The sequence below is a fragment of the Halomonas profundus genome, from assembly GCF_020865425.1.
Taxonomy (GTDB): domain Bacteria; phylum Pseudomonadota; class Gammaproteobacteria; order Pseudomonadales; family Halomonadaceae; genus Vreelandella; species Vreelandella titanicae.
The window spans coordinates 3779810-3806438 of the sequence record NZ_CP086344.1 but is presented as its reverse complement, the minus strand read 5'-3'; the positions used below and the strand labels follow the sequence as shown (position 1 = coordinate 3806438).

Annotated in this window: 29 protein-coding genes; 17 read left to right on the top strand and 12 right to left on the bottom strand. The window is 54.3% G+C overall.

The genetic code is table 11. From position 1 onward, the window contains the following. Nucleotides 1–33 precede the first annotated feature (33 nt). Nucleotides 34–1401, bottom strand: a complete 1368-nt coding sequence (locus tag LMS44_RS17420) for a uracil-xanthine permease family protein (RefSeq protein ID WP_498945848.1) — start codon at nucleotides 1399–1401, stop codon at nucleotides 34–36. A 119-nt stretch (nucleotides 1402–1520) separates the two neighbouring features. Next, entirely contained in the window at nucleotides 1521–2057 is a 537-nt protein-coding gene (gene uraD / locus LMS44_RS17415) for a 2-oxo-4-hydroxy-4-carboxy-5-ureidoimidazoline decarboxylase (RefSeq protein WP_498945847.1), read from the bottom strand. 163 nt (nucleotides 2058–2220) lie between these two features. Here uraD and uraH point away from each other — a divergent pair, with 163 nt between their 5' ends. The 3 genes from uraH to LMS44_RS17400 all read left to right on the top strand — a co-directional run bounded on the left by uraH (nucleotide 2221) and on the right by LMS44_RS17400 (nucleotide 4692). Next, nucleotides 2221–2574, top strand: coding sequence for a hydroxyisourate hydrolase (uraH, locus tag LMS44_RS17410; protein ID WP_161463185.1), 354 nt, complete (start codon nucleotides 2221–2223; stop codon nucleotides 2572–2574). Nucleotides 2575–2589: 15 nt separating this feature from the next. Next, nucleotides 2590–3792 carry a urate hydroxylase PuuD gene (locus LMS44_RS17405; RefSeq protein ID WP_498945845.1) on the top strand — a complete coding sequence of 401 codons (1203 nt, stop codon included), beginning with the start codon at nucleotides 2590–2592 and terminating at the stop codon, nucleotides 3790–3792. 165 nt (nucleotides 3793–3957) lie between these two features. After that, nucleotides 3958–4692: a GntR family transcriptional regulator gene (locus LMS44_RS17400; protein ID WP_022522245.1), complete on the top strand. Its 735-nt coding sequence runs from the start codon at nucleotides 3958–3960 to the stop codon at nucleotides 4690–4692. Nucleotides 4693–4781: 89 nt separating this feature from the next. Here LMS44_RS17400 and LMS44_RS17395 read toward each other — a convergent pair whose 3' ends face one another. The 3 genes from LMS44_RS17395 to LMS44_RS17385 all read right to left on the bottom strand — a co-directional run bounded on the left by LMS44_RS17395 (nucleotide 4782) and on the right by LMS44_RS17385 (nucleotide 5919). Next, nucleotides 4782–5078 carry a type II toxin-antitoxin system RelE/ParE family toxin gene (locus tag LMS44_RS17395; RefSeq protein WP_226247849.1) on the bottom strand — a complete coding sequence of 99 codons (297 nt, stop codon included), beginning with the start codon at nucleotides 5076–5078 and terminating at the stop codon, nucleotides 4782–4784. Further along, entirely contained in the window at nucleotides 5078–5332 is a 255-nt protein-coding gene (locus tag LMS44_RS17390) for a ribbon-helix-helix domain-containing protein (protein ID WP_498945842.1), read from the bottom strand. Before LMS44_RS17390 ends, LMS44_RS17395 begins: the two co-directional genes overlap by 1 nt. 155 nt (nucleotides 5333–5487) lie before the next feature. Beyond that, nucleotides 5488–5919, bottom strand: coding sequence for a GNAT family protein (locus tag LMS44_RS17385; protein ID WP_498945840.1), 432 nt, complete (start codon nucleotides 5917–5919; stop codon nucleotides 5488–5490). 153 nt (nucleotides 5920–6072) lie between these two features. On the opposite strand from LMS44_RS17385, the gene LMS44_RS17380 reads away from it, so the two are divergent. Then, nucleotides 6073–7647, top strand: coding sequence for a transposase (locus LMS44_RS17380; RefSeq protein WP_476488454.1), 1575 nt, complete (start codon nucleotides 6073–6075; stop codon nucleotides 7645–7647). 196 nt (nucleotides 7648–7843) lie between these two features. Here LMS44_RS17380 and nadS read toward each other — a convergent pair whose 3' ends face one another. The 3 genes from nadS to LMS44_RS17365 form a co-directional block, all read right to left on the bottom strand. After that, nucleotides 7844–8131, bottom strand: a complete 288-nt coding sequence (gene nadS, locus LMS44_RS17375) for a NadS family protein (RefSeq protein WP_159177269.1) — start codon at nucleotides 8129–8131, stop codon at nucleotides 7844–7846. Between the two features lies 1 nt (nucleotide 8132). Beyond that, the gene (locus LMS44_RS17370) at nucleotides 8133–8465 is read right to left on the bottom strand and encodes a type II toxin-antitoxin system RelE/ParE family toxin (protein ID WP_022522251.1); all 333 of its coding nucleotides are present in this window, start codon (nucleotides 8463–8465) and stop codon (nucleotides 8133–8135) included. 167 nt (nucleotides 8466–8632) lie between these two features. Then, nucleotides 8633–9349: a hypothetical protein gene (locus LMS44_RS17365; protein WP_159177268.1), complete on the bottom strand. Its 717-nt coding sequence runs from the start codon at nucleotides 9347–9349 to the stop codon at nucleotides 8633–8635. A gap of 112 nt (nucleotides 9350–9461) precedes the next feature. Between LMS44_RS17365 and LMS44_RS17360 the strand changes: the two genes are divergently transcribed. Continuing rightward, a complete protein-coding gene (locus LMS44_RS17360) occupies nucleotides 9462–9998 on the top strand; it encodes a hypothetical protein (protein WP_159177267.1) in 537 nt (178 codons plus the stop codon). Nucleotides 9999–10123: 125 nt separating this feature from the next. Here LMS44_RS17360 and LMS44_RS17355 read toward each other — a convergent pair whose 3' ends face one another. The 3 genes from LMS44_RS17355 to LMS44_RS17345 all read right to left on the bottom strand — a co-directional run bounded on the left by LMS44_RS17355 (nucleotide 10124) and on the right by LMS44_RS17345 (nucleotide 13891). Continuing rightward, entirely contained in the window at nucleotides 10124–11593 is a 1470-nt protein-coding gene (locus tag LMS44_RS17355; RefSeq protein ID WP_159177266.1) for an NCS1 family nucleobase:cation symporter-1, read from the bottom strand. 29 nt (nucleotides 11594–11622) lie between these two features. Beyond that, nucleotides 11623–12981, bottom strand: a complete 1359-nt coding sequence (locus LMS44_RS17350) for an NCS1 family transporter (RefSeq protein ID WP_414122322.1) — start codon at nucleotides 12979–12981, stop codon at nucleotides 11623–11625. 154 nt (nucleotides 12982–13135) lie between these two features. Continuing rightward, complete coding sequence (locus tag LMS44_RS17345; RefSeq protein WP_039859410.1) at nucleotides 13136–13891, bottom strand: aspartate/glutamate racemase family protein; 756 nt, start codon at nucleotides 13889–13891, stop codon at nucleotides 13136–13138. A 323-nt stretch (nucleotides 13892–14214) separates the two neighbouring features. On the opposite strand from LMS44_RS17345, the gene puuE reads away from it, so the two are divergent. The 6 genes from puuE (at nucleotide 14215) to LMS44_RS17315 (ending at nucleotide 19273) form a co-directional block, all read left to right on the top strand. Then, complete coding sequence (puuE, locus tag LMS44_RS17340) at nucleotides 14215–15150, top strand: polysaccharide deacetylase family protein (protein WP_498945836.1); 936 nt, start codon at nucleotides 14215–14217, stop codon at nucleotides 15148–15150. Between the two features lie 22 nt (nucleotides 15151–15172). Beyond that, nucleotides 15173–16048 (top strand): MurR/RpiR family transcriptional regulator, encoded by an 876-nt coding sequence (locus LMS44_RS17335; protein WP_159177264.1) that lies wholly within the window; start codon nucleotides 15173–15175, stop codon nucleotides 16046–16048. Nucleotides 16049–16370: 322 nt separating this feature from the next. Further along, entirely contained in the window at nucleotides 16371–17225 is an 855-nt protein-coding gene (locus LMS44_RS17330; protein ID WP_159177263.1) for a transporter substrate-binding domain-containing protein, read from the top strand. Nucleotides 17226–17233: 8 nt separating this feature from the next. Continuing rightward, on the top strand, nucleotides 17234–17911 hold the full coding sequence (locus LMS44_RS17325; protein WP_022522259.1) for an amino acid ABC transporter permease: 678 nt from the start codon (nucleotides 17234–17236) through the stop codon (nucleotides 17909–17911). Further along, complete coding sequence (locus tag LMS44_RS17320; RefSeq protein WP_022522260.1) at nucleotides 17908–18564, top strand: amino acid ABC transporter permease; 657 nt, start codon at nucleotides 17908–17910, stop codon at nucleotides 18562–18564. The genes LMS44_RS17325 and LMS44_RS17320 overlap by 4 nt, the downstream gene beginning before the upstream one ends. Continuing rightward, entirely contained in the window at nucleotides 18545–19273 is a 729-nt protein-coding gene (locus tag LMS44_RS17315) for an amino acid ABC transporter ATP-binding protein (protein ID WP_022522261.1), read from the top strand. Before LMS44_RS17320 ends, LMS44_RS17315 begins: the two co-directional genes overlap by 20 nt. An 11-nt stretch (nucleotides 19274–19284) precedes the next feature. Here the strand turns inward: LMS44_RS17315 and LMS44_RS17310 are convergent, their stop codons facing one another. Beyond that, a complete protein-coding gene (locus LMS44_RS17310) occupies nucleotides 19285–20733 on the bottom strand; it encodes a YfcC family protein (protein WP_159177262.1) in 1449 nt (482 codons plus the stop codon). Between the two features lie 247 nt (nucleotides 20734–20980). Here LMS44_RS17310 and LMS44_RS17305 point away from each other — a divergent pair, with 247 nt between their 5' ends. From LMS44_RS17305 to LMS44_RS17280, 6 genes are all read left to right on the top strand, one after another. Next, nucleotides 20981–21811 (top strand): bifunctional allantoicase/(S)-ureidoglycine aminohydrolase, encoded by an 831-nt coding sequence (locus LMS44_RS17305; protein ID WP_027958098.1) that lies wholly within the window; start codon nucleotides 20981–20983, stop codon nucleotides 21809–21811. Nucleotides 21812–21947: 136 nt separating this feature from the next. Continuing rightward, complete coding sequence (locus tag LMS44_RS17300) at nucleotides 21948–22436, top strand: ureidoglycolate lyase (protein WP_022522264.1); 489 nt, start codon at nucleotides 21948–21950, stop codon at nucleotides 22434–22436. Nucleotides 22437–22554: 118 nt separating this feature from the next. Continuing rightward, nucleotides 22555–24030: a pyruvate kinase gene (gene pyk / locus LMS44_RS17295; protein WP_039859403.1), complete on the top strand. Its 1476-nt coding sequence runs from the start codon at nucleotides 22555–22557 to the stop codon at nucleotides 24028–24030. Then, nucleotides 24017–24793 carry a molybdate ABC transporter substrate-binding protein gene (gene modA, locus LMS44_RS17290; RefSeq protein WP_414122314.1) on the top strand — a complete coding sequence of 259 codons (777 nt, stop codon included), beginning with the start codon at nucleotides 24017–24019 and terminating at the stop codon, nucleotides 24791–24793. Before pyk ends, modA begins: the two co-directional genes overlap by 14 nt. A 13-nt stretch (nucleotides 24794–24806) precedes the next feature. After that, the gene (gene modB / locus LMS44_RS17285) at nucleotides 24807–25475 is read left to right on the top strand and encodes a molybdate ABC transporter permease subunit (RefSeq protein ID WP_027958096.1); all 669 of its coding nucleotides are present in this window, start codon (nucleotides 24807–24809) and stop codon (nucleotides 25473–25475) included. Beyond that, a complete protein-coding gene (locus tag LMS44_RS17280; protein WP_414122312.1) occupies nucleotides 25468–26628 on the top strand; it encodes an ABC transporter ATP-binding protein in 1161 nt (386 codons plus the stop codon). Before modB ends, LMS44_RS17280 begins: the two co-directional genes overlap by 8 nt. The last annotated feature ends 1 nt before the right edge of the window (nucleotide 26629 follow it).

The following is a 26629-nucleotide window of genomic DNA, read 5'->3' as shown; positions in this document are numbered from 1 at the left end:
CGTTTTTATTTGCACCCGCTCATCAGCGCATGATTAACGGTTTTGATACTCCGCTTCGGCCTTGGCCAGTTTGGCACGCCTGTCAGGTTTGCCTGGTAAAATGGCGTCTAGTAATAAAGCGGCGAGGGCGGCAGGCACTAAGCCCGACTTAAGCAGCAGCCCTAGCTGCCCCGGCATGGTTTCTGAAATCGCCTCGACGGCTGGTAGACCGATACCCAGGCTTAGCGAGACGGCAATTATCAGCATGTTGCGCTGATCCAGCTCGCACTCTTTGATAATTTTAAGACCCGCCGATGCGATCATGCCGAACATGACGACGCCCGCACCGCCAAGAACCGCAGGCGGCATGGCGGCCACCAGCCCTCCCAACTTGGGAAATAGCCCCATGGCAATTAATAGCAACCCACCGATGGTAACCACATGGCGACTCACCACGCCGGTGAGGGTAATCAAACCAACATTTTGAGCGTAAGCGGTGTTGGGTAGAGTATTGAAAACCGCTGCCAATGAAGTGGCCACACCATCGGCCATCACGCCGCCGGAAAGCTCGCGACCCTGCGCCGGGCGGCCAGCCCCTGTGGTCGTAATTGCAGAGATATTGCCAATCGTTTCTAACCCAACCACGAACATTATCAGCGTCATGCCAATGATTGCGGTGCCCGAAAACGTCATGCCGTATTCCAGCGGCTTGGGGAGTGCAAACCAGGCAGCGTTACTCAGTGACGTAAAATCAACTATTCCAAGGGCAATGGCCACTATGTAGCCAGCCAATAAGCCAAATAGAATAGAGGATGCTTTGATAAAGCCCCGCCCATATTGATGAACGGCAATCGTCACGCTGAGTACAAAGAGCGCCAGCAACAAGTTGCTGGGTGATGCAAAGTCATCCGCCCCCACACCGCCCGCGGCGTAATTGAGGCCGACCGGCATCAATGTAATCCCGATCAATAGCACCACAATGCCGGTGACTACAGGAGAGAACCAGTGGCGAATCCTCTTTAAAAACGCGCCGAGCACAATTTGCAGCAGCCCTGCTACAAAGGAAGCGCCCAGAACGGCGGGCAGGCCAAACGCTTTCGCCAGTGGCAGCGCCACCGGCAAGAAGCCAAAGCTAGTGCCCTGCACAATCGGTAGGCGTGCGCCTATCGGGCCGATGCCGATGGTTTGTACCAGCGTGGATACCCCCGCAACAAACAATGCCACCTGAATTAAAAAGATCTGTTCCGCCGGGGTAGCGCCGATCACACCAGCAATAATAATCGGCGGTGTCACGTTGCCAGCGAACATGGCCATGATGTGCTGGAGGCCTAGCGGGATCGCTTTTGATAACGGCGGCATCGCATCGGGGTTTTGATTAATGGTACGCGAAGGCCGCGTTTTGGCATCGGGCGGTGTGGACATAGAGAGCCTTTATTCGCTGTGGGTGACATTGTTTTCTTCTTGCATCCATTAACCAATAAAAGTGTATACAAGAAATAAATGCAATAGTCCGATCAACGAATAGTCTTCAACGCTTCGTTTTATTGCTTGGCCCGCGCCCTTAACCGAAAGCGCGCAATGCGAATAATTTGCTCAATCGCCGTTTGGCGCTCGGTAGCCGCATCGTTGTTCAGGCGCTCCTCGAAGGCTGCTAATATGGCATGTCGATCCAGTCCTTTAACGGCAATCACAAACGGAAAGCCAAACTTCTCCTTGTACGCCGCATTAAGGTATTCAAAGCGCGCAAACTCCTCAGGGCTGCACTGGTCAAGCCCCGCACCTGCTTGTTCGCTGGTTGAGTCTTGGGTTAATTCACCTGCCATAGCGGCTTTGCCTGCCAGGTCAGGGTGCGCCTGAATTACCTTAATTTGCTGTTCGTTGCTCGCCTGCTGCAACATAAGCCCCATCAGCTCGGCCAGTGCGTCGGGTGTATCATGGGCTTCAGTCAGGCCGTGCTGCCAGGCAGCTTCAGCCACCCAGGGGGAGTGCTCGTAAACATCCCCATAGTGATGAGTCAGCATTTCAAGGCTGCACTTGCTAGGCGCGGGTGAAAGCAGTAACGGTTGCGGTGTGGGCACTGGAACTCTCCTAAACGGTGTAATTTTTTACAACATACGTGATTCAAAGCAAACGTGGATCTAAACGTGCAGGGTTGGAATTACTGTATACAATAAATATCAGTAACGGTACTCTTTGACCAATAGGTCAAGCAACGTCATCAATAATCAACAAGGAGCGGCTATGGGACGTTTAACCACCCACGTACTGGATACCGCCAAAGGTCAGCCCGGTCATGGCATTACCATTGAAGTGTTTCGCCTTGCCGGCAGTGAGCGCCAGCATCTGAGTACCGTGATCACCAACAGTGACGGGCGTTGCGATGCGCCCATTTTAGAAGGTGATGCGCTCACGCCAGGCGAGTACGAACTGGTGTTCCATGCCGGTGACTACCTGCGTGCTCAAGGCGTTGAAGCTGCCGAACCGCGCTTTCTAGATGTTATCCCACTGCGCTTTGGCGTTGCGGATGCCAGCCAGCACTACCATGTGCCGCTACTCCTCTCGCCCTATGGCTACTCAACTTACCGCGGTAGCTGATAAGGGACTTCCGTTATGCAAGCGTATCTAATCGATTTTGTTAATTTGCTACTGCGCTGGCTGCATGTGATTGCGGCCATCGCCTGGATCGGCGAGTCGATCTATTTTGTAATGCTGGATAATAGCCTGCGCACACCGAAGGCTGAGGAAGACCGCCAGAAGGGCGTGTTTGGCGAAATGTGGTCGGTGCATGGCGGTGGTTTTTACCACAACCAAAAGTACGCCACGGCGCCTGCCAAGTTACCCAATGATCTGCACTGGTCATTCTGGAAAGCTTACACCACCTGGCTTTCCGGCTTTGCGCTGTTTGTGATTCTCTACATGGTCAATCCAGGCTTCTATCTGGTAAACCCCAATAGCCCCTGGGAGTGGGCAGCCAACATGACGGGCTGGCAGGCCAACGTGCTGGCGCTGGCATTTTTGCTGGGCGGCTGGGTGGTTTATAATGAGTTATGTAAACGCATCAGCCCCAATATGGATCGCGACGGCCTGCTCAGTGTCGCTGTTGCCGTAATGATGGTGGTCGTTGCCTACCTCAGCACGCAGATGTTCACCGGTCGCGCCGCCTTCCTGCTCACCGGTGCGGTGATGGCGACGGCAATGTCAGCCAATGTCTTCTTCTGGATCATTCCCGGCCAGCGCCGCATGGTAAAAGCCATGAAGGCGGGCGATGCCCCCAATCCTTTGGATGGCAAACGCGGCAAGCAGCGCTCGGTGCATAATACCTACTTCACGCTACCGGTCGTGTTGTTGATGGTGAGTAATCACTACTCCTTTATCTACTCCCACGAGCTTGCCTGGGTGGTGATGGTGCTGTTGATCTTTGCCGGTGCTTTAATCCGTCAATTCTTTGTGTTGATGCATGCAGGCAAAACCCAGCCAGCGTATCCCGCCGTTGGGGTAGGGCTTATTCTGTTAGCGTTTTGGGTGGCCGCACCAAGTTCATCGTCGCCTAGTGGTAATGACGGCGCGCAAGGGCCGGATCAGGCGCAAATCACCGGTTTGATTGAGCAGCACTGTGTTCAGTGTCATGCTCGCAACCCTGAGCATGCTGGTTTTTCAGCACCGCCCGCGGGGATTGCTTTCGATAGCTGGGATGAAATCCTCGGGCAAAAGGCACAAATTCAGCAGGTAGTGACCAGCCGCTATATGCCGTTAGGCAATATGACCAACATGAGCGATGAAGAGCGCGATATGATTGCCGCTTGGGAGGAATGATCAGGCTTTGTACGAAAACTGCCTGCGCTCGACAATACTGCGATAAAAATCGCCTCGAAATGCTCATTTACACCCCGTAAACTCCGCTTTCTCGTCGATTTTTGCCTTGTCTAGTCTTCGCTCGCCGACTTTTCGTACAAACCCTAAGGCCTTGAGAGGATAGCTATGAGTGATGCGCAGGCGCCGGAAAAACGGCGCGCTCCTGCTAAAGAAACGAAAAATAGCAAAGAGGGCGATGAACGCCACGACGCCATCTATCGCTCCGTGAGCGATGCCATTGTCGAGCAGCGTTTAAAGCCCGGCGCACGGCTACGCGAAGATGCGCTGGCGGAAGTCTTTGGCATTAGCCGCACTGGTATTCGTAAAATTCTGCAGCGCCTGGCGCTGGAGCAGTTAGTCACGCTAACACCGCGCCGTGGCGCCAGCGTTACCCGGCCCACCGCCGATGAAGCCAAAGACGTATTCGATGCCCGCCAGTTAATCGAGTGCGGATTAATGCCCGACGTAGCTCGGCGCATGGGCGAAAAAGAAGCAGCGGAGCTGCGCGACATGGCCCGTCAAGAGCGCCAAGCGCTGCGCAGCGGGCAACAAAGCGTGGCTATTCGCCTATCGGCAGACTTCCATGTGCGTTTAGCGCAGCTCTCAGGCAACGCCACCCTGGCAGAGTTTGTTGAACGCCTCTGTTCGCGTTCTTCACTGATACTCGCCGTCTACGGCCATCGCGGCCATTTAGGCTGTGAATCCCACGATCACGATGATCTGATCGGCTACCTGGAAACAGGTAACGGCGAGCGGGCAAAAGCCTTTATGAGCCGCCACCTAAAAGCCATCGAAGCCTCGCTCTCCATGGTTGAAGAGGAAGAGAACGTGCCGGATTTGCAGCAGATATTTGGGGGTTGAGTGTGGCGGCTTTAAGCTGCAGCTTGTTGGGCGGCAACGGAACGGGGCTTGATGGAGACCTTGAAGCTGCGCCGAAAATATAGCTCCCCCTACTCCAGAAGCCTTTCCGGTGCATCCATGTCCTGGTGAAGTACACGAACAACGAGCACTTTCGATTCATGCAGTTGATAAAAAACAGCGTGGTGCTCGACCTGTAATCTGCGATACCCAGAAAAAACATGGTCGTAGTTCGCGCCAAGTGATGGATGATCAATCAGCCGTTTCATGCCGGTCTCAAGCCGATTCAGGTAATTATCCGCCTGATCAACGCCCCATTCCTCACAGGTATACACCCAAATTCCGATGAGATCTGATTCCGCCTTTGGCGTGACATTCAATTCAAGCACTAATCAACCGCCTTGATCCGCTTACGGCCAGCCGCCTTAATAGCCGATATATCCAGGGGTTTCGGGTTCCCGCTTGACTCACCCTCAACGAGGGCTTGCCTCAGCATGGCAATACGTTGTTTGGCCTGCTGATCCCTTCGAATAAGATCGCGGATGTATTCACTATCGTTGCCAAAGTGGCCGCTTTCAATCTGGGCTTTCACCCAGCCGTTTTGCTGTTCAGTCAGCGTGATGGTTTTCCGGTGCATGCTCATGGCTGATACTCCTAACATGGGAGAGGTGTGATATTATCATACTCACCCACCTCCTGAATCAATGCTCCTCTTATTGCGGCCAGCACGCGCTACTTTGTAGTGAAGGCGAAGCCGCAACGAACAAGACGTCGCCGTGGCTGGACTTGTAAAATTTTTTATAGCGCCATATGCAACAGTGGATAGGCTTTACCCTGCCCATCGACCGGTGAGCGACCTGTCACTTTAAAGCCAATATACTGGTAAAAACCAAGCGCCTGAACATTCTGTTCATTGACGTCGACCTTTGACGCTCCCTGCTCATCGATAGCATTGGCAGCTAACATGGCACCAACGCCTTTTCCGCGCGCATCTGGTGCAATGAACAACATCTCAATATTACCGTCATGAACGCCGCAGAACCCTTGGATTTCACCATGACCATTTTTAGCGCACCTTAAATCAATGGCGTCAAAATACTGCTCCAAGATTAACGGCTTTAACTCTTGTAAATCTTCTTCAGCTAGAAAATCATGGGTTGCTCTGACCGAGGCTTCCCAGATTTCTAGCAGCTTAAGGTGATCTGCTTTTTCTACGGTCTCAATTTTCATCACTAAAGCTCGATCGAAAATTTAACACTGCGCACAACGGTGCCCTTGCAATGGAGGCGCAGCCGCCGTTGCGCGCAGCGTTGAGCCTGTAGAAAAAACCCGCTGACGGCTAAGTTTTGGTAGGATCGAGAAAACAGACGAGGAGTGGTCAGCATGCCGCGCTTCAAGCCTTATAACCACGATCAAAATGCCATGGTGGTGATCAACTACCAAGATCAACTCCAACCCGGTACCTTTGAGCACGCAGTGCATTACCTGATCGAGCATAAACTCGACTTGTCCGTTTTCCACCCCAAGTACCGCAACGATGCGACCGGCCGGCTGGCCTATGATCCGGCCATCCTGCTTAAGATTATCCTGTTTGCTTACTCCAAAGGCATCACCTCCAGCCGTGAGATGCAGTGGTGCTGCGAGACCAATATTATTTTCAAAGCCCTTTCTTGCGATACCGTTCCCCACTTCACCACACTGGCCAGCTTCGTCAGTCGCCATGCTGATGAGATTGAAGCGCTATTCGAACAAGTGCTGCTGGTGTGCCATGAACAAGGCTTGCTGGGTAACGAACTCTTTGCCATTGACGGCTGCAAGATGTCCTCCGATGCCTCTAAGGAGTGGTCGGGTACGTTCAAAGAATTGGGCGAGAAGCGGGAGAAACTAAGAGGACTGATTCGGCATCATTTATTGGAGCACTACGCGCGTGATGAAGCCGAAACGGAAGCCGACCTGGATCGGGACATTCGCCGAGCCAAGACGATTCTCTCGCTAGATGCCGCCATGAATAAAGTGGATCGTTTCCTAAAGATGCACAGCCCAAGGATGGGCCAGGGGAAGCGAATCAAGGAAGTGAAGAGCAATCTGACCGATAACGAAAGTGCCAAAATGACCACCAGCAAGGGCACGATCCAGGGCTATAACGGCGTAGCCACGGTGGATAAAAAGCACCAGATCGTCATTGATGCTCAGGCCTTCGGCGAAGGCCAGGAGCATCATACCCTGAAGCCAGTTCTGGAGCAGGTAGAAGCGCGTTTTAAGAAGCTGGGCATCGCCGAGAACATCTACCAGAAAGGCACCGTCGTGACCGCTGACACTGGCTTTGCCAATGAAGCTAACATGAAGTATCTGTACGAACAGCAGATCAACGGCTACATCCCCGATAACCAGTTCCGCAGCCGAGATCCGAAGTTCGCCGACCAGAAAGACAAATATGGCAAGCGCCATCAGAACCTGCTGGACAAAGGCTGGCGAGAGACGATGCCCGCCAGCGCGTTCCAGTTTGATCCTGTAAACCTAACGTGTATCTGCCCCACCGGTGAAAAGCTGTCCTATCGCGGGCAACGAGAAACAGACAATGGCAAGATCCGGGTACACTTTGAAGGGCGTTTGCTGCAATGTCGGCATTGCCCAAAGAAATACCGATGCATGCAGAACCCGAGTTCGGCCGACCATCGCAACGGCGCAGGGCGACAAGTGTCTTTTATTATCGAGAACAAACGCTTACCCAATTATACGGACTGGATGAAGCATCGGGTTGATAGCCCGAAGGGCAAAGAGATTTACAGCCATCGCATGTCAGTCGTAGAGCCTGTATTCGGTAACATTGGCACGACGAAAAGGTTGAACCGCTTCAGCCTTCGGGGTAAGAAAAAGGTGCAAAGTCAGTGGCAGCTCTACTGCTTAGTGCACAATATTGAAAAGTTGGCGAATTACGGCCACATGGCCGCGTCATGAAGGGCTTAGAGCGGAGTAAGTTGCTTTTTAAGAGCAAAAGGCCGTCTTCAACAAGCTTTAGTTGGGCGCTAAAGTGGCTAAATGCCGATATTAAGATTACTCAGCCAGATGACCGGCTGGGTAAATAAATAAGGACAACAGGCGGTGGAAACGGCTCGAAATCGGGTTTTTCTACAGCCTCGTTAGCATTTTTATCTCACGCGCTAAGAGCCTTCAATACGGCTTGAGGCTCTTTAGATACGACGTTCAATAGCACTAGAGCGGGGCCGTGAGGCGCTCGGTCACCACGCTCCCAATGGCGCAGTGTACTAACGCTGATTCCAAAGGCTGAGGCAAACTCATTCTGGGACATCCCCAACTTGGAACGTATCTTCTTGACCTCTACTGGCCCGAATTCATGCACGATCGCTTTTTCAACCCGACCGTTGGAGTATTCAATTGCCTCATCCAGGCCCTGCTTGATACTTGTAAATGCGCTACTCATATTAATCACCATATCTTTCAAGCAACAGGTTGGTAAGCTTGCTCAGTTCATTACGTTCAGACTTTGAGATATTCGCTTTCTCGCCCTTGCCGAAAACGGTCAAAAGGAACAGCGGTACGCTTCCATTGTGATAGTAGTAGATAACCCTTACCCCACCACTTTTGCCCTTACCTTGCGCCGACCAGCGAAGCTTCCTAATACCTCCTGTGCCTTGCACGATGTCCCCGGCCTGAGGATGAAAAGCTAAGTAGTTAACAATACTCATCTTCTCCTCATCCTTGAGGAGGCTTGACGCTCGCTTGATAAATTCAGGGAGTTCGACAATGGTCTGCATAGACTTAAGAGTAATCCATTGGATTATAGTGGTCAAGAGGTGAAGAGAGGACGGAAATGTAAACGCCACAAGGCAAGTGTGGTTGGGGAATGGTATAGAAGCGGCAATGGAGAGAGTGGCTGGCGGCCATCAGCCGTGAATTGCCGCGAGTTCATATGTTCGCTGTTTCAAAATACAGAGTACACATTAAAAACTAGAGTCTCGATGTGGCCGGATACGCGATTTTCTCCGATTCTCAGGCTGTTTGGGTGCCCGCAGCCATTCCTGAAGGTTAAGCAACCCTCTAACTCTTGCTTTACGCTTTTGCCAATAATTGAAGCGGATTCACATATCACCAAGAAATTAGCTTCCTTCATTCTTGCCAGGTCATCTTTAGTTTTAGCAGGCTTCCACTTCGGATCCTGTTTCAACGCGGCAGCATTGAATTCAGACAAATAATTGCTAACTACATGGTCATATAGCACCGATACCGCTCCGACCCATGAAAGCACGACCGCTGCTCTATAGTTATGTGCCTCAAAGCACTCGATAGCTTCTTCGACGAACGCTTGAGTATTTTTTGAGCTAATTTTGGAAGCCAGAGTTCTTAAACTGCTGGATAATTGCACGGTAGGGCCGCCACCTAATTGCTTTACGTACGCACGGCCATCGGATGTTAGTTCCCAACCCTCAGGGCTACGGATAGTTTTTCCAGTATGGCGGGCTAATATTGATGAAAAATTTATTTTTTTTGCCCCCTTTAGTCCAACCGAGGCGGCAATTTCCTTAACAGCTTTCACTTGTTTGGGAGCATGTGCATCGTAGGCAAGGCATGCTAGCGCTTTGTCTTTCTTATCTATTTCAGGGTTAGCCACGATTTCTTTCAATGCGATCTTATTGAGCAACGTTTTTCCCCTGCAAACTAAATAAGACATGATGTTGTTAGGTGCATGTTGACATACATGAGCTCATGTTTAAACTGCATAATAAATGTCAAAATATTGGAGTCTCAACGTCATGAATGACAACACGACCGACCCACTTCTCGAAATTGAAGCTATGAGAAGCCTCGCCGAGGCCTTGACTCCTTTGGACGAGGCATCATGTGGCCGGGTCTTGCGTTGGGCTGCCGACAGGTTCGGAGTAGAGGTGAAGGCAACCAGCCTTGGTGACTCCAACTACGAAAAAACGGGCGAGTCGGGCATTGTTGAGGACGAAACTGACGAGAAAGACGAGCCATTGGAGTTCAACGAAATATCGGACCTGTACGCTGCGGCTAGACCGACTAATGACCCGGAAAAAGCACTCGTTGTCGGCTACTGGTTTCAATCGGTGCAAGGTCAGAACGATTTTGACGCAGGCCGTGTGAACAAAGAGCTTAAGCACCTTGGGCACGGAGTAGGTAATATAACAACTGCCATGACAAGTTTGATTGGAAGAAAACCGGCTTGTGCAATGCAAACTAGGAAGTCTGGCAGCTCTCAGCAAGCCAGAAAGAAGTACAAGTTAACCCACGAGGGCCTGCGCAAAGTCAGAGACATGGTTAGCGGTTAATTCCGACTTGGGTAGGTTGTGATGCTATGCCCACATAACGTGTTTCATGAAATATCAAAAAGCGCCATCGGCAAAACCGATGGCGCTTGTATGAGTTTCTAATCAGCTAGTTACGACCCGTTTGTCTACTGTTGAGCCAATACAGGCTCAGCCTTAAACTGCCTCATCAACCCATAGTAGAACAGCCCACCCAAGCCTGCACCAATCAGCCAGCCGTAACCACCTAGGCTCGATAGCGCGGGTACCAACACGGTAGAAAGCGAGAACAGCGCCGCCCCGCCAAAGGCGATAAGCGCACGAGTGTTCCAGCCGTTCACATAGTAGTAAGCGCTACCCGGCGCTGATGAGAAGAGCTCCTGCATGTTCAGGTGCTGACGCTTAATCAGGTAGTAATCGACTACGATAATGCCGTAGAAGGGCGCGACGATGGCCCCTAGCGCATTTACAAAGCCGGGAACGCCAATCTGGCTGATGACCGAAAGCCATAGCGCGCCGACAAAGAACGCAATCACTGCGGTAATCAGGCCGCCCATCTTGAAGCTGATTTTGCTGGGAAACAGGTTGGCAAGGTCGTAGGCGGGGGGAATGAAGTTGGCGACCAGGTTGATACCTACCGTGGCGGCAAAGAAGGTTAGTGCGGCGATAATCGTCAGCGGCAGCGAATCTACACGCTCGACGATATCGGCGGGGTTGGTCAGCGCCTCGCCAAACAGCACTAGAGTGCCAGCGGTAATAATCAGTGCGATAAACGAGAAAAACGCCACGTTGAGCGGCAAGCCCAACAGGTTGCCGAGCTTCATCTGGCGTTCGGTTTTCACAAAGCGGGTGAAGTCGCCGAAGTTGATCACCACCGCTGCGAAATACGCCACCATGGTGCCGACAATCGCCATAAAGGCGGCGATTGAGCTGCCGCTGGTTTCACTGCCACCGCTGAAAATGGTGCCAATGGCAGGAATCAGCTCACTTCCCGCTTGATACCAAACAATGATCATCAGCACCAACATCACCACGTAGACCAACGGGCCCGCCCAGTTGAGGAAGTGCTTAATGCGCTCAATGCCTTGCCAGAAAATCGCGATTTGAAACAGCCACACAATGACGAACGACACCCAGGCCACGCCGGAAAGCCCCAGGAAGGTGCTGCCGCTGCCTGCGCCAAAAAAGGCCGTAATCAGCAGGGTGACGGCGGTGGAGGCGAAGTAGGTCTGCACGCCATACCAGAAAATTCCCACGATGGCGCGCAGCATCGCGGGTAGGTTTGCGCCGCGTACCCCCATGCTGGCGCGTACCATCACTGGGAAAGGGATGCCGTATTTAACGCTGGGCTTACCGGTGAGGTTGACCAGAAACATCACGATAACGCCCGCCAGAATAATCGCCGCCATCACCGCCCAGCCGTTCAGGCCGTAGGTTAAAAACAGCGAGGCGGCGAGGGTGTAACCAAACAGGCTCTGGATATCGTTAGACCAAACGTTAAATATCTCAAAGGCGCCCCAGTTACGATCCTGGGGCTTAAGCGGGGCGAGATCCTCGTTATAGAGCGTGGGATCTATATGCTTAATATCCAGGTCACTAACGTCGTTACTCTCTTTCATCTTATTCGCTCTTCGGTTGGCAAAGGGAGTTACTGGCTAAAGCGCTGGCAGGGAGCCCAGTACTTCATAAGCAGGTAGTAGGTAACACCTGCGGGTATCAGGCTGGCGTACCACGAGATCGCCGAGAAAGAGAGCGCCGCCACAATGCCCACTGCCGTGGCGATGAAAGCGGCTAAGTTAATACCCTGGTAAGGCCCGTTAACGTCATACAGCTTGTTGATATCCAGCGTGCGGCGGCGAATCACATAATAATCGACCACCAGAATGGCGAAGATCGGGCCTAGGAAGGCAGAGTAGGTTTGCACAAATAGCTGCAGGCCCGCAGCGGAGCCCGGCTGAACCAGTTTCCAGGGGAAGGTGGCGAAAGCCAGCAAGCCAACGATCACCGTAGCGACCGAGAACTTGATCTTGAATACGTCCATCAGCACGTAGGTGGGCGGTACCACGTTGTTGAGTACGTTGGTGGTGACCTGGGCGAAGGCGATGAATAGAAGGGTAGTCATCAGCAGCGGGGTGTTGTCGACGGCGTTGGCAAACACCTGAATAGGGTCGGCGGTGCCGGTGGCCTGGGAGACCATATAGCCGATCAAGCCCATAAACAGCGTGCAGGGTAGAATCGACATGGCGTAGATAGTGGTCAGCAGGCTTTGAGCCGTGCCCTTTTTGTGCTCGCGGGAGTAGTCGCTGACGTTGAGCATCATGGTGCTGTAGATGCCCAGGAAGAGCATGGTCGCGCCCCAGAACGGCATGCCCCAGGAGCCTTCCATGGTCAGCAGGCTGGCGGAAAGCTCATCGCCATAGCGCTGCACCGTGGCGTAGAACATATACACCAGCGAGGCGAGGATAAAGGCGCTGCCGATATTCTCTAACCACTTGATGCCCTGGAAACCCATTACCGAAAGACCAATTTGCAGAAACTGGAAGGTAATGAAGTAGAAGATAAGGTTGTCGAAGCCGAACAGGGTAGCCGACACCATATTGAGTGCCCCGGCGCCAATCCAGCTTTGAAAGCCGTACCACACTACCGCTGGCACTGCGCGTACCAAGCCCGGTAAGCGCGTGCCCGTAAAGCCGAACGCGCTGCGCGCCTGCACCATAAACGGAATGCCATACTTGTAGCCCGCGGCCCCGTTAATGGCCAGGGCAATACCGATCACAAAGCAGCCGATGGCAATCGCCAGGGTGGCTTGTAACAGGTTCAGGGTGCCGACTACGCTTGAGCCCATGGCAAAGGTGCCAATGGAAACGCAGCCACCGAACCAAGCCAGGAAGTAGGAGCTGCGCCCCATGATTCGGGTGTGTTGAGGGGCCAGGCTTTCTGCCCCCAGTGCTTTTGATCCAGCAGCGGATCGTTCTTCTGACGCAAGAGCCGAGGTTGAAGCGCTCATGTTGTCGTCCTCGCAAGATTGTCGGTTTTTATTAATCCCCGATTAGGTATCGGGAAACGCTTGCGGCGTGGCGTGCTAATGGACGTACTTTTTAAAACTCTATTTAAGCTATTGTTATTAGATGTTGTTGAGTCACTATTATTTTTTGGAACTGTTATGACTTAAGCGGTAGCGCAAGATCAGAAAGCTCAGAAAACTTACCGGTAAAGATCTTTGGCCGTGGGTAGGCAAGATCGCCGTGTTTGCTGGTATGCAGCCCTAAACTGACCAGCGATTCCGCCAGTTTCAGCGCGGCGGTAACACCTTCTACTACCGGCAGGCCCACTTCGCGGCTGATCTCCTGGGTCAAATTCGCCATGCCGCCACAGCCTAAAACGATGGCGCCGATACCGTCCTCATCCCTGGCGCGGCAGCACTCTTCGACGATGCGGGTAAACGCCACTTCAGGATGGTGCTCAAGATCCAACACCGGAATTTCAGCGGCACGTATACGACGGCAGTGGTGGCTAAAGCCGTACTGCTGAAGCAGGTGCTCGGCGATAATGCCGGTGCGGCCCAGGGTGGTGACAATTGAAAAGCGTGTACTCACCAGTGTGGCGAGATGAAACGCTGCTTCGGCGATGCCGATTACCGGCGCACGGGTTAGCTCCCGCGCTGCGAGCAGGCCTGGGTCACCAAAACAGGCCACCACATAGGCATCGATGCCGCCTTCGCATTCGCCTTTTAGAACTTCTTCGGCCACTCCTACCGCACTGATCACTTCGTCGAAATGGCTCTCGATAGAAACCGGGCCAGCGTCCGGCTGTGAAGCGCTCACCGTGGTGCCAGTGCCCGCCTGCTGCTGCGCTGCCTGATGAATAGCAGCGGTCATGGAGGACGTTGTGTTGGGGTTAATAATGCGTATATGCACGATAGCTATTCCGTGTGTAAACAATATGGCATTTCTTGTATACAAAAATAGGGCGGTTTTCTACGTGGCGCAAGGGACTAATGAGCAATCGGCAATAAAAAAGCAGCTGATAAAACTTGACCATTTGTTCAGGATTCAATGGCTTAACGCCTTTTAAACTAAGAAACGCTATTAGCGTCAGGGGATTAGCGGTTGACCGCGTTGCGGTTGGTTATGAATGTCGCTATTTTGTATACAAATATTTTTCTGTATTGCTGGGCGGCTATTTGCCAGTGATCTGCCAGGGCTTGTATGAATGGTTTGTATGAATCAAGGAGCTAGCTATGTCGTCGTCACCTAAGGGCCACTATCCCCGCGATTTGATCGGTTATGGACGCAACCCGCCCCACGCCAACTGGCCAAACAAGGCCAAAATTGCCGTTCAGTTTGTGCTCAACTACGAGGAGGGCGGCGAAAACTGCGTGTTGCACGGCGACTCAGGCTCCGAGCAGTTCCTATCGGAAATTATCGGCGCACCGGCTTATCCGGATCGCCACTTGAGCATGGAGTCGATCTACGAGTACGGCTCCCGCGCCGGGGTATGGCGCATTCTGCGCGAGTTTGGAAAACGCGATTTGCCGCTCACGGTGTTTGGCGTTGCCATGGCGCTGGAGCGCAACCCGGATGTCGCCCTGGCATTTAAAGAGCTGGGCCACGAGATTGCTTGCCATGGCTATCGCTGGATTCACTATCAGGAAGTGCCCGAGCACGTTGAGCGCGAGCATCTACAGCAGGCCATGGAGATTTTTCAACGCCTCTATGGCGAAAAACCCCAAGGCTGGTACACCGGTCGCGATAGTCCCAATACCCGGCGCTTAGTGCTAGACGAAGGCGGTTTCCTTTACGATAGCGACTACTACGGCGACGACTTGCCTTTCTGGACGCAGGTGACCGATAGTCAGGGCGGTGACCACAACCATCTGATTGTGCCCTACACGCTGGACAGCAACGATATGCGTTTTGCCGCGCCGCAAGGTTTCAATACGGCGGATCACTTCTTTACCTACCTGCGCGATGCCTTTGATGTACTTTACGCAGAAGGGGAGGAGGCGCCCAAAATGCTCTCGGTGGGCATGCATTGCCGTTTATTGGGTCGCCCTGGGCGCTTTCGCGCCCTGCAGCGCTTTTTGGATTACATCGAAACTCACGACCGTGTGTGGGTGGCCCGGCGGGTTGATATTGCCCGTCACTGGGCAGAGCACCACCCTGCAACTCGTTAATTAAGCAGTTTAATAGGATGCTATGACGCCGCATATCGGACAGCGAATTACCGCCCAGTTTGACACTCTAACTGCCCAGGAGCAGCGGGTGGCGAGCTTTATCCTCGATCACTTTGATGATCTTGCGGTGTATAGCGCCGCTGATTTGGCGCGTTTGACCGGGGTATCCAAATCGACGGTTAGCCGCCTATTCAAGCGGCTGGGGTTTGAAAGCTACCGCACCGTTAAAGACCACGCCCGCCAGCTACGGAACCTGGGCGTGCCTTTGGTGATCGACCCCAACGCCATGCAGGAAGAGGCCGGGGCGCCGTTCCAGCGCCATCTGCAGCGGGAGCAGGATAATCTGCAGCGCTGCTTAAACGGCATTGCGGCGGATCAATTTGCTGCACTGGTAGAGCGGCTGGATAGCGCGCGTCATGTGGTCGTGATCGGTTTTCGTAACAGCTACCCGCTAGCGCTGCATTTTCGTCAGCAGCTGATTCAGGCGCGCACCCAGGTGCGAGTGGTTCCTCACCCAAACCAGTCGTTAGCGGAAGAGATCGTCGATCTCACCGACCAGGACATGGTGGTGCTGTTTGGTTTTCGCCGCCGCCCAGCGGCATTTGCTTCGCTAATTGACGCACTTGAGAGCTCACCTGCCAAGGTAGCCTTACTGGCTGACCCCACCGCGGTCAATTTCGCCTCACAAGTAACGTGGTTTTTTGAAACGCCGCTGGAAAGCCTCTCCGCCTTCGATAGCTACGCTGCCGCCAATAGCCTGATCTGCCTGATTGCCAACGGCGTGCTGCACCGTCGCCTTGCAGAAGGTCGAGAGCGAATCAGCGCGATCAGCGATGTTTACGCTGATCTTAGTGAGCTGGAAGCGCCTACCATGAGCGTGGATTGGAGCTCCCAGTAGGCTGGGCTTCCTTTCATGGTGCATCTCGTCCTATTGATGGATGAAAACTGCACCAATACATTGCACTTCCCTCCTTTTAAATCCTCTTCTTAATGCGGCAGTCGCTGCGTTGTGGCTTCGCGTGCCCGCTAAGTTGCTGTTCTAAAAAACGTTAGCCACTTCTGGTATCTCTGTTGCTATTAGGTGGTCAAGTGAAACGAAAGTTTCTTTGTAAGATTTTATGCAACAAAGCTTTCACTCGCTCTGCATCCCTTGCTAATTCCATTACGGCTATTCACTGACCAACATGCCCTTGCCAGGCTGCCCTTGTTAGGAGAACACCATGAAATCGCTATCGCACCGCTTCAATCACTCTTTCTCTAACCAATTCAAACGCCTACAGTCCGGTGTTTTAGCCACAGGGCTGAGTGCCGTCGTTGCCCTTGGTGCTATTACCACTAGCCCAAACGTTCAGGCGGATGCGCTAGAAGATATCGAATCACGCGGCACTATCCGGGTCGCTGTCCCGCAAGATTTCCCACCGTTTGGTTCAGTAGGTACCGACCTACAGCCGCGCGGCTACGATATTGATATGGCCCAATACCTCGCTGACGAAATGGGCGTTCAGCTAGAACTGATTACCGTGACTAGCGCTAACCGTATCCCTTACTTACAGACCGGCCAGGCGGACCTGGTGATCTCTAGCCTGGGTAAGAACCCGGAGCGAGAAGCGGCAATTGATTTCTCTGACGCCTACGCGCCGTTCTTTCTAGGCGTGTTCAGCGCTGATGAAGATGAAAGCGTGGAAGGCCCAGAAGGCCTGGCCGATAAAACCATCGGGGTAACCCGTGGCGCCGTGGAAGATATGGAGCTTTCCAATATTGCCCCGGACTCCACGACGGTGCAGCGCTTTGAAGATAACGCCACCACCATTTCTGCGTTTCTTTCCGGTCAGGTCGATTACGTAGCCACCGGTAACGTAGTCGCCGCCGAAATCGCCGAACGAAACAGCGACCGTGCGCCCTCGCTGATTTATCAGCTCAAAGATTCACCCTGCTACGTGGGCATGAATAAAAACGAGCCAGCGTTAATGGAAGAAGTGAATCGCCTGATCGCACAAGGCCTGGAAGATGGCACCCTGAATGAGCTATCTCAGCGCTGGTTCAGTGCCGACCTGCCTGAAAACTTCGGTAGCTGAGGTTTAGCATGGGGCCAACACTCGATTTTCTTACCCTGTTGCCCTACGCCAGTGAGCTCCTCAAAGGTCTTACCACCACGGTCGTTTTGACCGTGGTGACCACCTTGACGGGGCTAGCGCTGGCGGTGGCAGTGGCGTATTTACGTGTCAACGCGCAGCCATGGGTGCGCTGGGGGCTAGGCGGCTACGTCGAAGTAACCCGCAATACGCCCTTCATTGTGCAACTGTTCTTTATCTTCTTTGGACTGCCGGGGCTCGGCATTAAAATTGATGCCATTACCGCGGCGTTTATTGCCATGACGCTCAACCTGGCCGCTTACAGCGCCGAGATTCTACGCGCCGGTATTAGCGCCACGGCGAAAGGGCAGTTAGAAGCTGGGCGTGCACTGGGCATGACCACACTGCAAAGCTATCGCCATATCGTGCTGGTGCCCGCGTTTGCCAGGGTATACCCCGCGCTGATCAGTCAGTCGATCATTGTGATGCTGGGTTCGGCGGTGGTGTCGCAAATATCGGTATTTGACCTGACCTATGCCGCTAACTTTATCCAATCGCGCAACTTTCGCAGCTTTGAAGTCTACCTGCTGATCACGCTGGTCTATTTGCTCCTCGCCTTCGGCATGCGGCGCAGCTTTATGCTGGTTGGCAAGCGGGTATTCGCCTATCAGCAAGGAGAACAACGATGATTGAGTTCACCTTCTGGGACATTCTGCGCAACCTGCTGCTGGCAACCCGCTGGACCATTGTGCTGTCGTTGATTGCCTTTGTGGGCGGTGCGACGGTGGGACTGCTACTGACCTTTATGCGCCTCTCCAGCAACCGCTGGCTGCAGCGCTTAACGTCTCTTTATGTTGACCTGTTCCAAGGTACGCCGCTGTTGATGCAACTGTTTTTGATCTTCTTTGGCGCTGCTGCCATGGGGCATCCGATCTCTGCCTGGTTGGCGGCTTCCATCGCACTGACACTATTCACCAGTGCTTTTCTATGTGACATCTGGCGCGGCTGTTTAGAGGCGGTTGCCAAAGGGCAGTGGCACGCGGCGCGGGTGCTGGGCATGAACTACTTCCAGACCATGCGCCATGTGATTCTACCCCAGGCGCTGCGGCTTTCGATTCCGCCCACGGTGGGTTTCTCGGTACAGGTCATCAAAGGCACGGCGCTGGCCTCCATCATCGGCTTTGTCGAGCTGACCAAGGCGGGCACCATGCTCAATAACGCCACCTTCGAACCCTTCACCATTTTTGCCCTTGTGGCTCTGCTTTACTTCGCGCTGTGCTACCCACTTTCCTGCTACGCGCGCTATCTGGAGAAAAAGCTCTATGACGCTGGTTTACGTTGATAACGTTCATAAAGCCTTTGGCGACCTGGAAGTGCTTAAAGGTATCAACCTTTCAGTTGCGCAAGGCGAAGTGGTGGCGATTATTGGCCGCAGTGGCTCGGGTAAAAGTACCCTGCTGCGCTGCCTGAATCAGCTGGAAAAACATGACAGCGGCGAGATCACCATTGCCGATAAGCAGCTCGATGCGGCGTCAATGTCGCCCAAAGAGCTGAGTGAAAACGTCGGCATGGTATTTCAAAGCTTCAACCTGTTTCCTCATAAAACCGTGGGTGAGAACGTCTGTTTGGCGCCGCTGGTGGTGCGTGGCGAGGAGAAAGCCGAGGTCGAGAAAGTCGCCCGCGAAGTGCTTGAGAAAGTGGGGCTCTCCGACAAATACGATGCCTACCCGGCGCAGCTTTCCGGTGGGCAGCAGCAGCGGGTCGCCATCGCTCGGGCGCTGGCCATGCGCCCCAAAGTGATGCTCTGCGATGAGGTGACTTCAGCACTTGACCCTGAGCTGGTCGGGGAAGTGCTGCGCGTATTGGAAGCGTTGGCGGCCGAGGGCATGACGCTGATTCTGGTCACCCATGAAATGAGCTTTGCACGTGATGTGGCCGACCGCGTGGTGTTTATGCACCAGGGGCGCATCCATGAAGAGGGCGCCCCCAGCGAGCTATTCAGCAACCCACAAACGCCGGAGCTAAAGCAGTTTATCTCTGCCGTGCTCTAGTCGATCCACTTCTAGCCGGTCCACTGGGTTGCCTGGGCGAAAATAAGAAAGCCCAGAGCAATCACTATCCAGACGCAAAAAAGTGGGAAGAAGAATTTGACCCACTTTTGCCACGGCACACCCGCCAGCGCCAGGGTCGCCATAAAGTAGCCTGAGGTCGGGTATAAAATATTGCCGATACCGTCACCCAGTTGGAAGGCCAGCACTGCCGTTTGGCGGGTGACGCCAATGATGTCGGAGAGCGGTGCCATCAGCGGCATGGTGACCAGGGCCTGGCCGCTACCGGAGGGGACGATGAAATTGAAGCCTAGCTGGGCGAAGAACATGCCAATCGCCGAAAGCAGGGTGGGCAGGCCACCGACGAGGTTGCCAAGCCCAAACACCAGCGTGTCCATGATTTGACCATCTTCCAGCATCACGGCAACACCGCGTGCGACGCCGGCGATCATGGCGCCGACCAGCACGTCTCGGAAGCCCTGGTTGAAGCCTGCGCATATTTCATCGGTATCGAGACCCGCAATAAGGCCCACTACGATGCCCATAATGATAAACAGGCCTGCCATTTCCATCATGAACCAGCCTTGCTGCAGTACGCCATAGACGAGTACCGCGAAGAAGGCGAAGGTGGCGATGGCCGCGAGCTTCTGGCGAGCGGTGGCGATTAAGGCAGGGCTATTGTCAGCATGTTGATAAAGCGAGCGTTTTTCGGATTCGCTAGTGTCACTGCTCAGCAGGCTAAGCGAAGGTGTTTGGTGCACCATACGGGCGTAACGCATAACGAAGAAAATGGCCGCGGCTAACATCACCACAAACGACACAACGCGCAAGCCATAGCCGGAGTAGAGAGGAAGGTCTGAGAGTTGCTGCCCAAGGCCGGTATTGATGGGGTTGAGCACACCCGTCGTGAAACCGACCGTGGTAGCGCAAAGTGCCACCGCCGCGGCTGTGACTGAATCAAAGCGCAAGGCAATCATCAGCGGCAAGATGACCGGCACATAGACCAGCGCCAACTCTTGGGTACCGATAACCGTCGCTATGAGGGCAAAAACCGTCATCAACACGGGGATAGTGAGCAGGTTCTGTCGCGCAAAGCGGCGCGTTAGCTTGTCCACACCTATTTCAATAATGCCGGTGCGCCTTAGCACCATGAACATACCGCCGATCATGAAGGTGAAAAAGACAACTTCACCGGCACTCATTAAGCCATTCGGGATCGCCAGCATAAAGTCGACGATGCCAACTGGTGACGAAGCGATCTGCTCATAAGAGTTCGGGTCGATAGTGATGCGCCCATTCGGGCCAGGAACACGCTCGAACTGCCCGGCCGGCACAAAGTGCGTTGCTATCGCGGCCAGGGCGATAAATATGAACAGAACCGCGTAAATGTCAGGGATCCGGCACCAGCTTTTCTTGGGCGTGGGGCGATCTGAGGAAGACGAAGAGGGGGTGTGTTGGGACATGCTATGCCTCGCGTTTGTTATAAGTAGCTGACCTGAGCAGCGGTTAGCGGGCGTCACGCCGCGCCGAGGTTGCTGTTTTTGGACATGCTCGTATGATCTTAGAATTATGAAACAAAAGTTTCTAAAGAAGTTACTATTGGGAGGAGTGTTTCACAAGAGCTTTGTTAAAGATTGCTTTATTGTGGTTAGCTAATCTTGTATACAAGATGAATAACTTGTGTTTTTACTAAGTCAAATAGGTTTAAAAATGCCAGCTACTTACTACGCTCCCACCGGCGGGCACCCGCCGCAAACGCAAATCACCGCTGATCGCGCCGTGTTCACTGAAGCGTATGCGCTGATCCCCAAAGGCGTGATGCGCGATATCGTCACCAGCAATCTCCCCTTTTGGGAAGGCACTCGTCTGTGGGTGCTGGCGCGGCCGCTGTCGGGGTTCGCCGAGACGTTCTCCCAGTACATTATGGAAGTCCAGCCCCAGGGCGGCAGCGATAAGCCCGAGCCTGATCCTCAGGCGGAAGGCGTGTTGTTTATTGTGGAAGGTGAGTTAACGCTTACTTTGTCAGGCGAGCGCCACACCCTGCAGCCCGGCGGTTATGCGTTTATTCCCCCGGGCAGTTCGTGGCAAGTGCGCAACGAATCTAACGCGCCGGTACGTTTCCACTGGGTACGCAAGGCCTATGAGTTTGTGGAAGGGCTCGAGGTGCCAACGGCGTTTGTCACCAACGAGCAGGACATTGCGCCTATCGAAATGCCGGGCACCGAAGGACGCTGGGCCACCACACGCTTTGTCGACCCTGCGGACGTTCGCCACGATATGCATGTCAATATCGTTACCTTTCAGCCCGGCGGCGTAATTCCTTTCGATGAAACCCATGTCATGGAACACGGCCTTTACGTGCTCGAAGGCAAAGCGGTTTATCACCTGAATCAAAACTGGGTAGAAGTAGAAGCCGGGGACTTCATGTGGCTACGCGCTTTCTGCCCCCAGGCCTGCTACGCCGCTGGCCCCGGGCCATTCCGGTATCTGTTGTATAAAGATGTTAATCGTCATCCTGCTCTTCGTCTGGGGGCTCGTTAAAACTGGTTGCGCTAGCTTTTCAAGCAGGCAGCTTTAAAGGGTCGCGCGAGCTAAAGCTGCCTCCCACTAGTGCATTTATCAGGCTGGCAGTGGCCATGCCACGCTGAGTAACAAAGAACTTTAGAAGGACACAACAATGCTAGAGCTAAAAGCCGAGCCGTTGACCGCAGAGGCCTTCGCCCCTTTTGGCGATGTGATTGATGCGCGCACCTCCGCGTCGTTTCCCATCAACGCCGGGCGCACTCAGCGCCACCATGATCTTGCCAAGGTGGAAACTCTAGGCGAAAACGCTCACACGCTGATTAATATCTTCGTGAGCCAGCCGATTACACTGCCGTTGGAGCTAACGTTTTTAGAGCGTCACCCCCAGGGCAGTCAGGCGTTTATGCCGCTGCACCAGGAGCGCTTTATTGTGGTGGTAGCCCCACCGGGGGAACATATTAACCCTGCAGACGTGCGAGCGTTTGTCACCGATGGCCGCCAAGGGGTGAATTACCGCGCTGGCACTTGGCACGCCATTCAATCGGTGCTGGAGCGCGAAGGCGAGTTTTTGGTAGTGGATCGCGGCGGTGATGGCAATAATTGCGATGAGTTTCCTCTCACGATCACCGTGACGTTGACTTAAACCAACCCTCTGCGTTGCACTGCTGTCATATAGAGCGCGTTAAACTGGTAAGCTAGGGTTACTGGATAGAGTTACTTAATAAAAGTCACTACACGCTAAATTGCATGGTTGGAACATTATGAACGCACTGCACTTCTCCTCGATCCGTCGTACCAAAATTGTCGCCACCCTTGGGCCTGCCAGCGACCGGGAAGGCGTATTGGAAGCCATGCTCAAGGCGGGTGTCGATGTGGTGCGTCTTAACTTCTCCCATGGCACAGCGGATGATCACCGCCGCCGACTAACCGAGGTACGTGAAATCGCCGCCAAGCTAGGCCGCAGCGTCGCGGTGTTGGGTGATCTGCAGGGGCCCAAAATTCGTATTGCACGGTTTAGAGATGGGGCTGTGGTGCTTAAAGAGGGCCAGCCGTTTATTCTCGATATGGCGCTGGATGGCGATGCGGGCGATGTGCATCAAGTCGGCTGCGACTATAAGACCTTGTCCCAAGACGTTACCGCCGGTGACCGCCTGCTGTTAGATGACGGGCGCTTAGTGCTGGATGTGGCCCGTGTTGACGGCCAACAGGTGCATACCACCGTGGTCGTGGGAGGCAAGCTCTCTAACCATAAAGGTATCAACAAGCAGGGCGGTGGGCTCTCCGCTCCGGCATTGACTGAAAAAGATAAAGAAGACCTTAAGACCGCCGTTGAGATTGGCGTCGATTACCTGGCCATTTCTTTCCCCCGCCATGCTGAAGATATGCTCGAAGCACGCCGCTTATTAGGTGAGGCGGGTAAAGAGATTGGCCTGGTGGCCAAAGTCGAACGTGCCGAAGCCGTAGCGGATGATGCCACCCTGGATGGCATTATCGAAGCTTCTGAGGCGGTCATGGTGGCGCGAGGTGATCTAGGCGTAGAAATTGGCGATGCCAAGTTGGTCGGCGTGCAAAAGCGCATGATCAAACGAGCGCGTTCGCTCAACCGTGCGGTCATTACCGCCACGCAAATGATGGAGAGCATGATTTCAGCGCCTCTTCCCACCCGCGCTGAGGTGTTTGACGTGGCCAACGCGGTGCTGGATGGCAGCGATGCGGTCATGCTCTCGGCGGAAACCGCGGCGGGCGACTACCCGCTGGAAACCGTAGAAGCCATGTCACGTGTTTGCCTGGGAGCTGAGCGGGAAAAAACCGCCCAGGAGTCCGGTCACCGTATTCATGAAGGCTTTTCCCGCCCTGACGAGACCATTGCGCTCTCCGCCATGTACGCGGCCAACCATATGACCGGCATTACCGCGATTGCCTGTATGACCTCATCGGGCTATACACCTCTGATCGCTTCGCGCATTCGTTCGGGCCTGCCGATTGTTGGCTTGGCGCATAATCCCATTGCCCAACGCCGCATGGCGCTCTACCGCGGTGTTGTTTCGCTACCGTTCGATACCTCCGCAATGAGCGCCACCGAGCTAAACGACCGGGCCCTCGAGATGCTGGTTAAGACCGGTATCTCCAAACCTGGCGACCATGTAATCCTAACTCGCGGCGACCATATGAACGCCCATGGCGGCACCAATACCATGAAGGTAATGGAGATTACTGACGAGCATGCTAAAAGCTAAATTAGCGCATGGGTTGCTGCTCGCCTGCTTGCTTCTGATAGGTTCCCCTGCGCAGGCGGAGGCGCCTATCGTGGCGGCGGCCTCTGATCTACAGTTTGCGCTGACAGAAGCCGCCGAGCAGTTTCAGCAGGAAACCGGCCACGCCCTACGGCTAAACTTTGGCTCGTCAGGCAACTTCCGGCGTCAAATTGCCCAGGGCGCGCCCTTTGAGCTCTATCTCTCTGCTGACGAGCGCTACGTTCAAGCGCTTTATGAGGAGGGCTACACACAAGATGAGGGCGTGATTTACGCCATTGGTCGTTTAGTGTGGCTGCAGCGCGCAGGGCGTGGTGATTTACCTAACGAGGAGACGCCACTTGAAGCGGTTAAAACCGCGTTAGAGGCGGGGACTACTGAGCGCATCGCCCTGGCCAACCCTGAACACGCCCCCTATGGCGTGGCGGCGCGGCAGGCGCTTGAGTACGCCGGGTTTTGGGAGCAAACAGAGCCGCTGCGGATACTGGGCGAAAATGTCTCCCAGGCGGCGCAGTTTGCGCTCTCCGACGATGCGCGCGGTGGGCTGGTGGCTTACTCCTTGGCGCTGGCTCCCACACTAGGTGAGCGAAGTGAGTACGTACTTATCCCTGAAAAGTGGCATAGCCCACTACGCCAGCGAATGGTACTGACCAATCAGGCTGGAGATATTGCCACGGCCTTCTATCAGTGGTTGCAAGAGGACGAGGGACAATCCATTTTGCGTACCTATGGTTTTAACGCCGAATAATGGAAGGAGCATAATGGATTGGTCGGCGCTTTCGGTCTCGTTACGTCTCGCGGCATTTACCTGTCTCATCTTACTGCCCATCGCTATTTGGCTAGGTCGCTCTCTGGCCTATGCGCGTTTCCGCGGCAAAGGGCTATGTGAAGCGCTGATCGCATTACCGCTGGTATTGCCGCCTACCGTACTGGGCTTTTATCTGCTGTTGAGCTTTGGCCGCGACGCGCCAGTGGGCTCGTTTTGGGCAGCAATGACCGGTAGCGGGCTGAATTTCACTTTCACTGGCATACTATTGGCCTCCCTGATCGCCAATTTGCCGTTTGCCGTGCAGCCCATTCAGCGTGCCTTTGAACATGTGCCCCACAACCTGCGTGAAGCGGCTTGGTGCAGTGGGCTAAGCCCTTGGCAGACGCTGCTGCGCATCGAGCTGCCCTTGGTGTGGCCAGGCATTATGTCAGCGGCAGCGCTTACCTTTGCCCATACGCTGGGCGAATTTGGCGTCATCTTGATGGTGGGTGGCGCCATTGATGGTGAAACCCGCACTCTCGCCATTGCCATCTATGATCGCGTCCAGGCCTTCGATGAACAGGGCGCTGCACAGATGTCGGCGCTGTTGCTGTTGGTATCGTTTATTACCTTGGGGCTCGTCTATGGTCTGGCCGGGCGCAGGCGGTGGGTACGTGGCTGATTCGCGCATCACAGAGCCAGTCTCTGGGCCGATTGCAGGGTTGAGCGTGGCGGTCAATCAAACGGGGCCGATTCCACTGGCCGCCGAGTTTGTTTGCCAACCCGGTGAACTGCTGGCGCTGGTAGGGCCATCGGGCAGCGGCAAAACCACGCTGTTGCGCATCATTGCCGGGCTTTATCGACCCCAGGGCGGGCGAGTGGAGTGCGCTGGAGAGGTTTGGTTTGACGCCGAACGTAAGCATTCACTCTCGCCCCAGCGTAGACAGGTCGGCATAGTGTTTCAGGACTATGCGCTATTTCCGCACCTAACCGCCTCGCAAAATATTCAACTTCCTCTGCGACACCTGCCCCAACCGCAACGCCGTGAACAGGCCGAGCAGTGGCTAGCCAAGGTGCGTTTAGACGGGCTGGGCAAGCGCTACCCCAACGCGCTTTCGGGGGGGCAGCGCCAACGTGTGGCGCTGGCCCGTGCCTTGGCCCGTGACCCCAAAGTGCTGTTACTCGATGAGCCGTTTTCGGCGGTGGATCAAGTGACCCGGCGGCGGTTGCAGCGCGAGCTGGCGCTGTTGCGTCAGCAGATCGACATCCCTATTGTACTGGTGACCCACGACCTGGAAGAAGCCGCCGCGCTGGCCGACCAAATCTGCGTGTTGCATAACGGCGTCAGCCTGCAGCAAGATGCTCCTGATGTGCTTTTTCGTCGGCCGTTGTCGCCGCTGGTGGCGCGCTTGTTAGACCGCCATAATCTGTTTGAAGGGGTAGTGGTGGATGAGGGCGGCAAGCGTCGGCTGCGGTGGGGCGAAAATTATCTAGAGGTAGCCGAGGGGTTAGATAATCTGACGCTGGGTGAAACAGTCACCTGGTACTTGCCGCCCTCCGATATTGTGCTTCACCGTCGCGGCCGTCCTTCACACGGCGAGCGGGAGAACCCGGTCGTTGCCACCGTTAGCGAACTGGTCGTACTGGGCGGCATCACTTCAGTTTCGCTAAGCGTCGATCACGGCGATATGTTACGTTTTGATATTGCTACCCATGCCGCCCGGCGTAATCAGTTAACCAGCGGCGCCGTGGTGAAGGTTTCGCTGCTGGCAGCAGGCATTTACCTTTTGCCAGGCCACCGAGTTCGCGCAGATGCGCATGACAAAAGGAAGTAAG